At 54.7% G+C, this 14,708-nt stretch carries 9 protein-coding genes; 5 read left to right on the top strand and 4 right to left on the bottom strand.

Translation table 11 applies throughout. The features are described from left to right. The first annotated feature begins 94 nt into the window (after positions 1-94). The 4 genes from G7G_RS0120895 to G7G_RS0120880 all read left to right on the top strand — a co-directional run bounded on the left by G7G_RS0120895 (position 95) and on the right by G7G_RS0120880 (position 4,646). Positions 95-1,660 carry a sulfatase-like hydrolase/transferase gene (locus tag G7G_RS0120895; protein WP_010443425.1) on the top strand — a complete coding sequence of 522 codons (1,566 nt, stop codon included), beginning with the start codon at positions 95-97 and terminating at the stop codon, positions 1,658-1,660. 372 nt (positions 1,661-2,032) lie between these two features. Then, a complete protein-coding gene (locus G7G_RS23800; protein WP_010443424.1) occupies positions 2,033-3,559 on the top strand; it encodes a caspase family protein in 1,527 nt (508 codons plus the stop codon). Beyond that, complete coding sequence (locus G7G_RS0120885) at positions 3,529-4,230, top strand: hypothetical protein (RefSeq protein ID WP_010443423.1); 702 nt, start codon at positions 3,529-3,531, stop codon at positions 4,228-4,230. The genes G7G_RS23800 and G7G_RS0120885 overlap by 31 nt, the downstream gene beginning before the upstream one ends. After that, positions 4,227-4,646, top strand: coding sequence for a hypothetical protein (locus G7G_RS0120880; protein ID WP_010443422.1), 420 nt, complete (start codon positions 4,227-4,229; stop codon positions 4,644-4,646). Before G7G_RS0120885 ends, G7G_RS0120880 begins: the two co-directional genes overlap by 4 nt. 14 nt (positions 4,647-4,660) lie before the next feature. Here the strand turns inward: G7G_RS0120880 and G7G_RS0120875 are convergent, their stop codons facing one another. Next, positions 4,661-6,148 carry a caspase family protein gene (locus G7G_RS0120875; protein ID WP_010443421.1) on the bottom strand — a complete coding sequence of 496 codons (1,488 nt, stop codon included), beginning with the start codon at positions 6,146-6,148 and terminating at the stop codon, positions 4,661-4,663. Between the two features lie 150 nt (positions 6,149-6,298). Between G7G_RS0120875 and G7G_RS0120870 the strand changes: the two genes are divergently transcribed. After that, a complete protein-coding gene (locus G7G_RS0120870) occupies positions 6,299-7,354 on the top strand; it encodes an OmpA family protein (RefSeq protein WP_010443420.1) in 1,056 nt (351 codons plus the stop codon). A gap of 21 nt (positions 7,355-7,375) precedes the next feature. Here the strand turns inward: G7G_RS0120870 and G7G_RS0120865 are convergent, their stop codons facing one another. From G7G_RS0120865 to G7G_RS0120855, 3 genes are read right to left on the bottom strand one after another with little or no spacing between them, the layout of a single operon-like run. Next, positions 7,376-9,310 carry a caspase family protein gene (locus G7G_RS0120865; RefSeq protein ID WP_010443419.1) on the bottom strand — a complete coding sequence of 645 codons (1,935 nt, stop codon included), beginning with the start codon at positions 9,308-9,310 and terminating at the stop codon, positions 7,376-7,378. A gap of 20 nt (positions 9,311-9,330) precedes the next feature. Next, the gene (locus G7G_RS23480; protein ID WP_010443418.1) at positions 9,331-13,026 is read right to left on the bottom strand and encodes a two-partner secretion domain-containing protein; all 3,696 of its coding nucleotides are present in this window, start codon (positions 13,024-13,026) and stop codon (positions 9,331-9,333) included. Continuing rightward, positions 12,971-14,662, bottom strand: a complete 1,692-nt coding sequence (locus G7G_RS0120855; protein WP_050806486.1) for a ShlB/FhaC/HecB family hemolysin secretion/activation protein — start codon at positions 14,660-14,662, stop codon at positions 12,971-12,973. Before G7G_RS0120855 ends, G7G_RS23480 begins: the two co-directional genes overlap by 56 nt. Positions 14,663-14,708 lie beyond the last annotated feature (46 nt).

Raw genomic sequence — 14,708 nt, 5'->3', positions numbered from 1 at the left:
GCATTCTTTGCTCGGCACAAGCAAGTTAGAATCACAACAGCTAGATTCCTGACATCAACTGAGCCGTCGGTCAATTCATCTGGAGCGTCAAACGATGCACGACAAAAGAAACGTCCTTTTTATTATCACCGACCAGATGCGGGCTGATTGTGTGTTTGGTGCGCTGGCGAACCACGTTGATCTACCCCATTTGCGGGCGCTGATGAAAGACAGCGTCACCTTCACCCGTCATTTCTCGGTTACAAATCCATGCGGGCCTTCGCGAGCATCGCTGCTGACGGGGCAATATGCGATGAACCACCGCTCGGTTCGAAACGGCACGCCTCTTCGCCACGACACGCCTTCGATCGCATCAGAGATGCGCAAGGCAGGCTACCTTCCTATGCTTTTTGGATACACCGACACCTCGCAGGACCCGCGCGTATTTGACGCCAATGATCCGGCTCTGCGTTCTTACGAGTTTCACCTGCCAGGTTTTCAGGAAATGGTGGAGATGCGCATGGAGATGTCTTTTCCCTGGCGATCACACCTTAAGAACAAAGGATATGTTTTCGACGACTATTTTGATGTTTTTAAACCCGTCTCGCCAACCGGGGACGCTCCGAAACTGAATGATCCTGCGCTCTATGCTGCAGAAGACAGTGACACGGCATTTCTGACTGACCGGTTTCTGGAAACCATGCCAGCTTATGCAGATCAGGACAAAGGATGGTTCGCCCATCTTACTTATCTACGACCACATCCGCCGCTGGTCGCACCAACCCCTTACAACCAAATGTATGATCCGGCCAAACTGCCGAATCCAACGCGCCATGCTTCAGCACAAGCAGAAGACGCGCTCCATCCGTTCTTCGCACCTACCAGGGCAAACAGTACTGTCGCAGGATTTGTCGAAGGTTTCCCCGAACTCGAGCCGACTGACGAGGTCGTCGCGACCCTTCGGTCTATCTATCTGGGCCTCGCAACCGAAGTTGATCACCACATCGGTCGTGTCGTGCAGTTCCTGAAAGACAGCGGCCAATACGACAACACATTGTTGGTAGTCACAGCCGATCATGGCGAGATGCTGGGTGACCATCATAGTTGGGGTAAGATGTCGGTATATGACGCGGCATACCATACACCCCTGATTGTCAGGATGCCGGGCGGTGCCGAAGGCGCACAGATCTCGAAGCCAACGGAGAGCATCGATATTGTCCCAACGATCCTCAATTGGGTTGGGCAACCAGCTCATGACGCAATGAATGGCATGACTTTGATGCCGTTCCTTGAGGGGAACCTACCTGAGAACTGGCGCAAATATTCTTTCTCTGAGCTCGATTTTGCGGACCCAATCGCGCCAACCCTTTGGCAGAAGACGCTTGGCACCGACATCTCGGACAGCTGTCTTGGCATTCTGCGCGACGATCGGTTCACGCTTGTACAGTTCGGAGCCGACCTACCACCCCTGCTTTTTGACCACAAAGGCAAAGGCGAAATGGAAAACGTCGCAGAACGACCTGAGTTTTCGCAGGTCCTCACCCAAATGACGCAGGAGATGTTACGGCATCGCATGCGTCATATGGACAAAACCTTGTCCAATTGGATGATCACTTCGGACGGCCCCCTCCATCCCTCGCAGCTGGCATCACAAGTGGGAAAAAGCGGGAAAGCATATTAATTTGACGCGTGGAGCTCAAATGGTAGTAGAGTCAGTAATCTGGCGTGAATTCTTGTAGTAGATCAGTCATCGTTTACAGGAATTGCAGCCTCAATGCTGATCTTGCTCAGACCTGGCGCAACAAAAATCATTCTGGAACAACATGAATGCAGAGCTTTCCCCAAGGTTTCTGCTCACTCTGCCCTTTGACGGTACTGTCTTTGATCTCAGCGATTTTTGCGGTCAAAAAAGTTTCAATGGAGCCGATCTATCAGAATAGCTTGCGGGCGAACCAAACCATACAAACTCCAATTGTAAATTTTCAATCTATTGCGCTAACCTAACTGCATGAGCCCGCTCCATCCGGCCAAGCCAACTAGCATTTTTCTCATAATGACGTTCTTGAACGTCTTGTTTTTTGCGACGCAGGTATATGCCCAAGAGCGTGTGGCATTATTAATCGGCAATTCAAACTATGAAGCCCCAGAAATGTCATTGCGCAATCCGGCAAATGACGTCGCAGCCTTGAGCGCTGCACTGGAGGAGCTTGGATTTGCCGTCACCCAAGCCACGGATCAGAACGCAGAAGCCATGCAAAGGGCAGTAGAGAAATTCGGCGTCGCGGCGAAGGGTGCTGAGATGGCGGTCTTCTTCTACGCCGGACACGGTGTCCAGATCGGAGGAGAAAATCATCTGATTGGCACAGATTTTGCAGGCAACGATCTATCGGCGCTCAGGCAAAGCTCGATGACCCTAGATTTGGTGCGCGATGTGATGTCCAGGGCCGGACCAGATATCGGGATCTTGCTCTTGGACGCTTGTCGCAACAACCCGTTCACTGAAAGTGGGATGGTCGAAAATGGGCTGGTCAGAATTCGTGGCGGAGCCGGTTTGCTGATCGCTTATGCCACTGACCCCGGCAATGTGGCCTATGATGGATTGGAAGAAAACAGCGTTTTCACTTCAGGTCTTCTCGATCACATTGCGACACCCAATCTGGACGTGCGGCTGATGTTGGGTCGCGTGCGCCAACAGGTCGTTCTTGAGACAGATGGACGCCAAATTCCCTGGGTCGAAGAATCCGTTCTGGATGAGTATAGCTTTGCGCCGGTTCTGGCTGGCAGTGCCCCCAAAGACGAATACACCATTGATCTGGAACATTGGCGGCGCATCGCTTCCAGTTCGAATGCACAGGATTTCGAGGGATACCTAGAGGCCCACCCGGAGGGATTGTTTGCTTCATTTGCGCGCGAAAGGATAGCCGCTCCCCTACCGGAACCTGCAGCTTCACTGGCGCCGATCAACGCCTCGCTAACCGAAGCCGATCCCAACAAAATTGCCTCGGCATTGGTAGCTCTGGGGTATTTGAATGACCCCCAGACGCGCGACCTGGGTCCAGCATTGGACAATTATCGTAGCCAATTGCCAGAACGCGAAACTGCCTCGGCTGACCGCCTGCTTCAAGACGCGGCGCAAGTGTCGATTTTTCTGGCCACCACCACGCTGCAAAGACTACGCACCGATATTGTGGCCTTGCGCAGCCTGGAACGCACGCTTGGTATCGCCGAAGATGCATTGCGGCAAATCGAGGATATTGCCCGTACCGACGCAAACGCCTTGCCCATTTTGCAACAGGCGCGCAACGACATTTATGATATCTATCGATCGCGCGGAATCATCTTGCGCCGTCTGGACCAAAGCCGAAGCTACTACGAAGAAGTTCTAAATCGCGCTGTCATCTTCTTCCCTCCTGGCATTGATGCGTCAATAATAAGCAAAGCATCAGCACCGCGGGATCTGAACATCGCCGATGCGCGAATGACAAACGACGCAGCTCTTTTTTTGCGGCACGTTTCGCAGGCAGAAGATAGTAGAAAAGGAAGTTACCAATGGCTGACCGATCTCATCCCTCCCGAATAGGTGCTGCACTTGTTGCGGTATCTCTTGCCCTCACGGCTTGCGGGGATAGCAGTCAGACCTCGGCCCCTGCGACTGGCCCCACAGGAGCAACGCAGGCTGAGGCCGATCTGGCGAAACAAGCCGCGGCGATGCAGAAAACAATCCTGCAAGGTGCCATCGCAGGTGGTGTCACCGGTGGCGCGATCGGATTCGGCCTTGGCGGTAGTGACGATATTGGGACAGGTATTTCGGTTGGCCTCGGGGCGGGTGCCCTGGCCGGAACCTACGTCGCCTTCGTTCAGCGCAACTATGCTGGTCGCGAGGCACGTCTGAGGCAAATCAAAAAAGATTTGGATCGCAATGCCAGTGAAATGCAAACGACGCTGAACGTTATGAACCAGGTTCTTGCGGCGCAAAGAGCCGAACTTGATGCACTGAACGCCAGCGTAGCAGCGGGCACAGCCGATCAGGCGGAGGTCACAAAAGAACTTGCCGAGGCTAATGGCAATCTTGCTCAGATGGAGCTTGCCATCGACGGAGCGACCAAACGTCAGGCTGAATTCAATGAGGCCCGGAACCTGACGATTAAACGCGGTCAGACCGCCTCACCGATTGACGGAGATTTAGCCGCCCTATCGAACCAGATCACGCAAATGCGCGGGATCGCAAACGATCTGGCATCTTCGCTATGACGAAAGGCACAGCAACTCGTTTCGCCGCCCTGCCCTGCCTATTGCTGGCCGGATGTCAGACCACGACCGATCCGGCGGACGGCGGTTTCTTTGCCGGAGTCTCAGGTATCACAACCGGAGCCTATGATGATCGCATCGCTGCTGCCGAGGGGGATGTGGCCACCGCAGAGGCGCGCAACGAAGCCCTCGCCGCGCAAATCCGGAATTCTGAATCCGAATTGGCACAGTTGAAGTTGAATATTCTTCAACGGCGCGATGCAATCGGAGGGGACGACGCCGCAACGGCTGCCCGCATCGACCGTGTGCTGAATGACGCGCCTACCGGTGCAACCCCGGATGCTAAACTGGCTGCATTACAAAAGAGCATCGCTGAAGCCCGCGCCCTGAGTGCCGATCTTGCCAAACTGTCGGGTTGATCCGCCTCAGCGCATTAACCCTGGCACCCACCAAGAGCCCAGCGGCGGAGATTGACCTTTAGGCCACCTCCATAGGGGTGTTGTTTGGTAACATTCCCGGCCTCGGGGCGATTCACGTAGGTCTGTGCCTGATCGCAAAGGGCTTCGGGTGTCCATTGATGGCAATTGGAGCAGTTCTGGCCTTTCCACAACTCGTCCGGCAACCCCTCGATTGGCGGAAATTGTGGCGTGCCCACCACCAGTTGATTGATGGTTTGCCCGCGTACATACGCGTTTCCAAAATCAAGCAGAGAGTCCAGCGTAACCAGTACATCTGCTGACGCATCAACCCCGCCTTGGGGCTCTGACACGTCGGAATCGGGCGCAGTCTTACGTGTCACGGATTCCTGTCCATACCTCAGGGCCGCCAGACGGTCCTCCGCTTTGCTCGAAAACACACCTTCGGGAAAGCTCTGCAAATACACTTCGTAGGCGTGAACGGTATCGTCGGCCAGAGCGAGCTCATACATCAGGCGTTCTGTCTCGTTAGCCTCGGCAACTTCCTCCTGCTGCTCCGGCGCATTCGCTCCAAGCAGCGGGGATGTCCCAAAGGACTCTGCCATAACCGTCTGCAAAAGACTGCTAGCCTCTTCGGCACGCGAACTATTGGGATACGCCCGCATGAAGAGCATGATTTGAACAGGGTCGCGTGTGGTAATCGCTTCCTGCCACAGTTCATCTTCACTTTGATTTTTGGCAATTTGCGTTTGGATCTGCGGTGAGAATGCAAAATCCTGTGTCAAAGACGATGTATCCCAAGGGGTTTGCAGGCCGCGCGTTTCTTGCAGTACGTCAACGCGAACTTTTTTGAACAACTGTTCGATGGCCATGCCCGGTGTTTCGATATGTTCTGCCAGACTGAGTGTGAACGGGCTGTTGCCTTTTTCGCCGTCCAGTGCAACCCCACCGGGATCGGTGGCATAGGCAAGAAAAGTGCCCGTCGGGGCCTTCATCTCGGCCAGGCCATTGTCATCCATGTTCGAAAGACTTTCGAATGGATTGTTCCGACAAGCGTCAAGAATGACGATATTGGTCTTGTTATGTGCTGATGCCATTTGATGCAGGACAGAACGCGCTTCAACTGCCATCAAGTCCAGATCAGCCGGATCACTGAGTGAGATATCGACCGGCAGCAGGTAATTCGAACCAAATGACTGTACGCCATGTCCGGCATAGTAAAAGAGCCCGACCGCATCTTCACCACTTTGACGCAGGTCGCGGCCAAACTGGGAAATCGCCCTTTTCATCTCAATCTGATTACTGTCCGTCAGATTTCGGACATCAAAGCCAAGGTCAGTTAGCTTTTCCGAAATCAGCTTTGCGTCATTGACCGGATTGTCCAACGGCGAGACCGAACCATAGGCAGAATTCCCAATCACAAGCGCAATACGCGTCTCAGCCCCTGCCTGAGCAGCCCATGATATCGATATCATCGCAATCAGAACGTAATAAATGCGAAACACGCCAGATCCTTTGCCACCATCATCCTAGCATATCCGTGACGCCGAGACATCAAGCCAGCTAGAAATTGGTTATATGTGTCTTTTGGCTTTATTATGGCCACGGACTGACATATTCCGAATTGAGTATCAAGCATAGGAAGAGGTTCACACATGCCACGCTCAACCTTGATGCGAGTTCTTATTGCCATCGCGCTCTTGGTACTTTCGAATGCCGCATCGGCACAGAGCGCTGATCCATTTGAGCATGGCTGGACGCTTGATGCCGAAACCTCCGAATTGCAGTTTTTGTCCGTTAAGAAAAATTCGGTGGCTGAAAACAGTGGATTTGCAACACTCACAGGTGTGATCAACCCGGATGGTGCCGCAGAGATCAGAGTTCTGATGGACAGCGTCGACACCAACATTGATCTGCGCAATGTGCGCATGCGATTTCTGTTTTTTGAGACCTTCAATTACCCTGAGGCTGTCATCACAGCGCAGCTTCCACCTGAAAAGTTGGTTGACCTGCATCAGGCACGTCACAAAATCATTGACCTGCCCTATACCTTGTCGCTGCACGGCGTAACAAAGGACGGTGTCGCGCAGGTTGCCATCACATTGGTCGACAATGACCGTGTCGCTGTGGCAAATACTACACCGATTGCAATCGCACTGCCCGATTTCAACCTCGAAGAAGGGCGGGGCAAACTGCAAGAGGCTGCGGGCGTTGACATCCTGCCCTTCGGTTTCGTCAGCTTTGGCTTCGTGTTCGACCGGGCGCAAGCGGGCACCCCTCCGCAACTTGTCGCGGCATCGACGACCCCCGGGGCCGCAGCGCTTGAAACCAAAGGCAATCTTGACCGCGAAGCCTGTGAAGGCCGCATGGAAATTCTTTCGCGTACAGGCAACATCTACTTCAATTCGGGTAGCGCCCGCTTGTCAGATGCGTCCATCCCGCTGCTGACCAACCTGCACAATATCGTTGATCGCTGTCCTGAACTGACGATCGAGATCGGAGGCCATACAGACAGTGACGGCTCGGATTCAGCAAATCGGGTGCTCAGCGAACGTCGCGCGCAAGCCGTCAACACCTATCTGGTCAATCAGGGTATCGCACCCGAACGTCTTGTAACCGTCGGCTATGGTGAAAGCCGTCCTGTGACTTCAAACGATACGGCCGAAGGCAAACGGCGCAATCGTCGGATCGAATTTGTGCCGGTGAATTAACCGCAATTGAAAAACAAGGGCTCAATCCCCGGCCAGAATAATCGGATTGAACCCGCCGCTGCGCCATTGTTGCAGGGCTGAAATGAAATTCGGCCCTGGCACACCGTCGATGGTACTGGAGTAGTAGCCGGCTTTTTGCAGCAGTTTTTGCACTTCCATCAAAGTATCCCGCGTCCACTGATCCGAGGCCAGTGACAACTGGTTCACAATCGTGCCGTTATCTTCTGCCGCACCCCGCAGCAACATGCGGGCGGCTTCGACGGGGTCTTGTGCAATGCCACGCCCCTCATCCAACAAGATTGCCGCCGCCAGATATCCCTGATATTCACCATCACGTGCGGCTTTCTCAAAGTAGTTCAGCGCCTCTGTTGGCTCTCCGGAAACCCCTTCCTGCGCCAGCACACCAAGGTTGAAGGTTGCTTTAGCTGATCCACCTTCGGCGGCTTGCTGCAATAGCGCGATCGCGCGCGCCTCGTCCTTAGGCACGATATTCCCTTCGAATAGTGTCACGGCCAAATTGATCATGGCGTCAAAACTGCCGCCTTCTGCCGCGCGTTCGTAGAGAGACAGCGCCATGTCCTGATCCTGTGGCACCCCTGTTCCGCTTTCATGCAGCTGAGCCAGCGAAACCATCGCCCGCAAGTCACCTGCCTCAGCCGCCTGCTTGTAAAGCGTAACGGCGCGATCCACATCCCCTGCAGCAATGGTTGCCCGCGCCAACAAGGCTACGTAGTGCGACAGATCAGGCGTCTGCGCAGTGGCAGCACTGCAGGCCTGTATAGCCGTCAATGCGTTTTCCTGAAGGCGGCTGAATGGCACCCCAGGGATGCTGGCCGTTCGGTCTCGGGGATGGGTCGCAAGACGTTCACATATACCGCCCGGGGTACTGTCTTCGGGGCGCGGAATTGATGAAATTAAGCGCTGCGCCTGACCGGCATGAGCACCGTTGGGGTATTGCTCCAGATAGAATTCGAGCAGCGGGCGCATGCGGCTGCGCTGTGCAAGTTTCCAAAGACGCTCGGCTTGCTCGTCTTCCTCTTCGACGGTCACCGCGCGGGTTAGCGTTTGCGCCTGCCCTGCCCGGTCCAGAAATGCCACAACTTCGTTCACATGTGCGCCTTGCGGGTAGCGATCTATGTAAAGCTGCATGAGCGAGGCATCCTGCGCATTAGCCGCAACCTGCCACAGCAACGTCTCTTCCGAGGCAGTAACGGGGCTGTTGTCAAAACGGAACTGCCGCGTCAAAGACGAGTTGTCCCAAGGAATTTGACGTCCCCCCGTTGAAGCCAGAACATCCTTACGGACCGAAATCATCAAATCCGAGATGTCCTGTCCGGGCGTGTAGATATGGCTCAGCAACGCTTCGGTGAAAAAACTGTTTCGACCAGTGCCGTCATAGGCCACGTTGTCAGGTTGGGTCGCGTAAGCAAACATGAAATCCGCGGCGCTGCCAACACGTGCCAGCCCGTCACCGCCAACCTCAATTCCGGTGCCTTCAAAAGGATTGTCTCGACAGGCATCAAGAAAAACCAGTCGAATGCCGTCTGACCGTTCCATTCGGTTAACGAATTCGTCCATCTGAATCGTCTGTTCCGGAATGTCATCCGGTTCCGTGATCTGAGCATCAACTGGGACCAGATAATTGCGCCCGCCCACTTGAAACCCATGGCCTGCATAAAAAAGCAGCGACACATCGGAATCCGCCGCAGTTGCACCGTAAGATTCTGCGAGTGACAGCATTTCATCATGCGTCAGATCGGTGCCCAGAAACACCTCAAACCCGAGCCCTTCAAGCGCGATGGCCAGATCGGACGCATCGTTGATCGGGTTGTCCAGCGGGCTCACTGACAAGTAGTCCGAGTTGCCGATGACTAGCGCAACACGTTTGTCAGCCAGTGCCATTGAAGCACCGAACATCAACAGTAGAAGCGCCGCGAGGCAACGTTTCAGGTACACTGGCTAAGTTCTCCGACGTCTTAGAGACCGATGGCGCGCGTCAGTCCGATTTCCGCCTGACCAACAGCCGCCACTATCGTTTCTACCTGCTGGTTCTGGATGATGGCAAGTTCGGGATCGCTTGCTCTTATCAACGTGATAGCTTTTCGGATCTCCCTCTGAGCCTGACGAATTTGACGCCGTGCCTGCTGGACAGCTTCGCGTCGAATCGCGTTTCGTTCCTCTGCGGTCGTGGCAAGCGACAGACGGCGGCTGGCTTCTTCGCCAGTTTCGCGGATCCCAGCACTGGCACCGCGAATGATATCCCCAACGGAATCCAGTCCTGGTGGTAGGCCCTTAACGATCCCATCTAGATCGGCAGCATACTCATCCATCGCTTGGGCCAGACAGGCAAGATATTCGCTAACGCTTTCACCACTGCTGGCACAGGATGCAATCTCTTCGTCAAATTCCTGCGACACATTTTCGACCGTCCCCAGCGCGGCTTCTGCCTCAGCGACAGTTGTCACGGCTGTGCCTCCGCCACCTCCGCCGGTGATTGTAGTGTCGACTGTCGGCGTAACCTCAATTGTAGGCGTCGGAGGAACTGTAATAATCGTGCCGTTTGTAATGACGGCCGCCCCCGGCAAAGCAGCAATCGTAAAGACCTGCCCGCCGCTGCTGGTAACTGAACTTCTGCCCAATGTAAAGGTCGTCGCCCCGGGTGAAGTGCTGGCGAAATTCAACGGACTGAAAACGCTGGAAGTATTCAGCGTATCGGATGCCGGACCAAACCGATAAAGCGATGGCCCGCCATAGACTGTACCGGTCGTTGAGGCGCTAGATGTCTCGCCGGCCGGGACGGCAACATCGTCAGGTATGGCGAAGAGCACAGGCGAAGTTGTGTAATTTGCAGGGTTTGTGCTGCCGGTTCCCGGTGCCCACACGGTGGTGAAATCCCATCCCTGAGAAGAGGCGCCTCTGTAAAAGCTCTCGGTGTCCTGCAGCTGCGATGTGGTCAGTGCAGTGCCACCGTCACTGGTGCTGACCCCCGTAGTTTGGCTATCCCAGAATGAAGCCGTAACCGAGGCTGAGGGATCGTTAAAAACAACCAGACCGCCGAAGGTTGTTGACGCCGACCCGTTCGAGGTTATGTCGCCCGTCGCAAATGTGCGTTCGATTGTTCCGACAGTTCCAAAATCAGGGTCTGTATCGTTGTTCACCACAAGACCGCCGATGGTTACGGTATCATCAATATTGACGGCCGTAATGTCTGATGTGGAGTATGAATCTCGGATAATACCCCTGTTAAACGTCACCAAACCCGCGCCCCTAGCGACTCCACCACCCGTTTGACTGGATAAAATGACGGGGCCGGAACTGTTAGACCTTTCGATAGTCCCGACATTGTCACCGACTAGTCCTGCCGCGGATAAGAATGTACTGGACGCGTCGATAGGAAAGATGGATTCGACTCTAGCTGTACTAAAACTGTCTTCGATTGTACCGGTGTTCGTAACAACCAAACCTGCCGCTACAGATCCGCCACCCGCGCCTTCGGCAGTAACCGATCCATCGACTGAGACCCCGCTTATCAAACCGTCGTTGAACACAGCCAAAACAGCCGCGGTTTCGCCATCTATATCTGCATCGGTTACGGACAAGTTGGAAACTGATCCCAATGTTTCGATAATTCCGAACATGGCAGTGCTACCGCCCCGATCAATATTTAACCCATCAATCGCAAACCGATTTCCATCCAATGACCCCGAGAAAGTATCGATTGGGTCAAATCCTCCGGACCAGCCGGATGTGACAGACGCATCGATGTTGTTCACCAATTCAAAGCTGTCAGCATCCAGCCCCGTGCTGTCTATTCCTTGCAGGCCATATACATCCGTCAACTGATAGGGGCTGGCGGCAGTTCCGCTACCACCCAGCGCCCTCAGGAATGTGGCCCCGTCCGTGATCGAAAAATCGCCCGCCGAAAAGGACGGGATCGCACCGCCGTTCTGATCCCATGAGCCGCTTTCCAGAGTGAACGACGCAACATCGATTGCACCGCCGGAGCCGGTTTCAACGTCACCAACCGCATCGATCGTTAATCCGCCATCAGGCGCTGTAATAGCGGCGTTGATATCAATATCGTTGTCCGCACGTAGGGTAAGGTTGGAAGAGCTAGCCCAGACAACAGCCTCTTCGACAGTGATGTCCCCCGCTTGGCCGTCAGGCCCACCCAAATCCACTGGCGGGCCGCTGCCGGGGATAAGCTCTCCGGTTCCGGCAGTGGTGATGATAACATCACCAAGGTCGAGGTTGGCAACGATCGTCGCCGGGTCGACTGTCCCGAGAGCGCCGCTCGAATTGATAAAAATATTAGACGGGTCAAGCAGCAACGTCCCATGAGAACCGCTGCGCGCGCGCGTATCGGTCAGTCCTCGGTAGCTGAGCTCGATTTTACCAGAAACCTCGACAAATCCGCCATCACCCGCCTGTTCGCCCCCGCGGGCTGAGTTGAAGCCTGAGAAGATCGTAGAATAGTCAGACCAAACGATGATGCGTCCGCCATTGCCCTCCTCACCACCATCGGCGGTTAGGGTAGAGCTTGCGTCCACATTGGTTGTCTGCGCTGTCTGCAGCGTACCGCCACCCTGATAGTCTCCGCCCACCAAGATTGTGCCGCCATCACCACCACCAGCCCCATCAGCGCTCAGCGTGGCACCGGCTAATGCAATCGCTTCACCCGTGATCGTGATTGTTCCACCCTCTTGCGCACGAACCCTTGGGCGCAACGAGGTTTCAACAATCGTCTCGCGGGTCGAAGTGTCGATTGTTCCGCTGATACGAACCGCTCCACCGCTACCACCTAAAACAACTGCGCCGGAGACGCCTCCGACGGATTTCGCCTCAATCACTCCAGACATGTTGATCACCTGCCGCGCGGCATCGCGCGCGCTGGCTGCTTTCAGATGAACCAGACCACCCTCAGCCTCGATCCGCCCCGAATTGGTGACCAAGGCGTCCATCGTGGCATCATCGCTATCCGATGGAACCGCTACCTGCAAAAACCCATCGCCCGAGACGTCAAGGGTTACCTGTTCACCAGCACCCAAACCGACCTTGCCCAATGGCACCCTGATCAAGCCCGAGTTAGATACCTTGCCGCCGATCAGCGCCGCATAGCCACCGGGAACGATGGAGATCGTTCCGGCATTCTCAACCGAAGCTGAATTTCCGTTACCTTCGAAACGATATCTCCCGTTCAGGAAATCATCATCCGAGATAGCGAGGGTCGAGGCTACAAATCCGCCTGTATTTACATGACCGTTCGGCCCGATGAAAATGCCATTGGGGTTGACTAGAAACACCTGCCCGTTCGCATTCAGCTGCCCGTGGATTTGGCTAGTGGTATCACCCGTCACCCGGTTCAGGATGGCGCTCTGCTGTCTGGGCTGATGAATGTTAACCGTCGAACCGGAACCGACCGAAAATCCGTTCCAGTTCACAATAGCGGTGTCTGAACTTTGAGTTATGTCCAGTTGTGTGCTGCTGGGCTGCGAAATTGTCGCACTGCCTGAGGCCACGGAACCACCTGTCGGCAAGGACTGCGCCATCGCAGTCGTGCCCCAAAGCAATGCCGTGGCTGAAACTATCGCAGTCCGAAGTATCTTGTCGGTGCGCTCAGAATCTCCGGCTCGCAACGATACTGAAGCGGTTTCCATCAGCTCCCAGGTCATCGCGTTCACCTCTCCCATACTCAACTCGTAACGAACCCGACTTATAGGTCGAGTTTTCAATGATAAACAAATCAGCGCCGATCCCATAGGAATAGGCCGTGGTGGTGCTTTGCTCAAATATCGTAGGCTGTTCTAATCCCAGTTCCCCATAAGCACCAAAGATATAGGGCTTCAACAGCAGCGGAACTCCGGCGAGTTCAATCTGTTGAGATCGTCCCACTTCGGACCGCACGACCCAACCATCATCACCACGTAGCGAGCCCGCGTCAAACGTTGACAGCTCGCTCGAGCTGGCGACGCTGAACTGCTCAGATGTAACTAGCGGATCGCCAAAACTAGATTGAATGCGGCCGCTTAGATTCAATGACCAATTGGCATTTATCGGGCGCTGATATTGACCGGCCAAAACGAGTTTGGTGAATTCGGCACTGGCACCCTGCCGAGACAAAGGTGCTTCATCAGGCCCGACCGATGTGCTGGCTCCAAATGCATCTAACCCACGAGACAGGATAGCACTGCCGCGCAAGAATGCCCCATTATCATAGTTTCGCGTAACATCTAATGTTGCGCGCAAGACGCTTGTATCGTCGTCGTATACCGGAACTGAATCTGATCCGATCAGCAAATCTTGAGAATCGCTGATACGGTCAAAGATCAGCTGCGATGTCAGATTTAGCTGCCTCGATCGAATCCAAGGATAATACAGCCTCAGAGACAACCTCTCGAATTCGCTTTCATTCGGAACAAGGTCTGTTTCGGGGCGCGCCTTACTGGATGTTACTTCTGCATTAAACGTCAGACCATCATAGCCAATCGGGAATACGGTACCTGCCGCGACTATTCGGTATTCAGGGTCACTCGAGAAAAACCGCGTAGGTGACCCGCCCACATTGAAGTAGAAGGTCTCTCCAAGATCGAGAAAACCGTTCATCTCAAGCCCCAGACTCAGGTTCACGGGACCAAGCTCATCCGATAACGTGTTGTCGAACCCAAATGAGCCGGTAATTTCTTTGAATTCTCCGTCCAGTGTTAGAATCGTTCCGCCATTGGCGTCCCCAGCTGATAGGGTCGATGCCAGCCGAACTCCAAATGTATCACCTGCTAGCAATAGTGCCCGCTCAATCTCTTGCAGCCTGATACCGCGTTTGCCGATCAGTGGTTCAGTGATCGCCACCACCCGGTCGCGAACTTGTTCGGGAACCTTCCGGGCATCGATACGCTCGACAAACCCATCAACCACAACAATGCGAAGGGTTCCACCGTCGCGCAGAGTCTGCTGCGGCAAAACCACACGACTTAGGACAAACCCGGCATTGGCGTACGCACTTTCCAGACGGTTGGTCGCCGCAAAGATTTCAGACGCCGCGACGCGCTTGCCCGACAACCGCTCAACAAAGGCGGTATTTGCACTCTCCATCTGTGGCAGAGCACCTTCGATATCGACCCGCCCAACCGTCACGAATAACCGGTCCGCGCCCTCCGGGATCGGAGCACCCGGATCCCGCGCCACAGTCACTGGCCCAGTGCTTTGCTGATTTTGTGGCTGAAACGTCGAAGGCGCAATGTTGGACGCGCTTTGCGCCCAGGCGCTATCCGCAAGAATGTTCAAGCTGCCGGCGGCAAGTGAAAATATCACACTGATATTTTGGAGGCGCTGAAACTTCCTAGGCAGTAGCTTCGAC

This window comes from Ruegeria conchae (genome assembly GCF_000192475.1).
Taxonomy (GTDB): Bacteria; Pseudomonadota; Alphaproteobacteria; order Rhodobacterales; family Rhodobacteraceae; genus Ruegeria; species Ruegeria conchae.
Note: the sequence above shows the minus strand (reverse complement) of the source record. Positions and strands in the feature narration are given on the sequence as shown.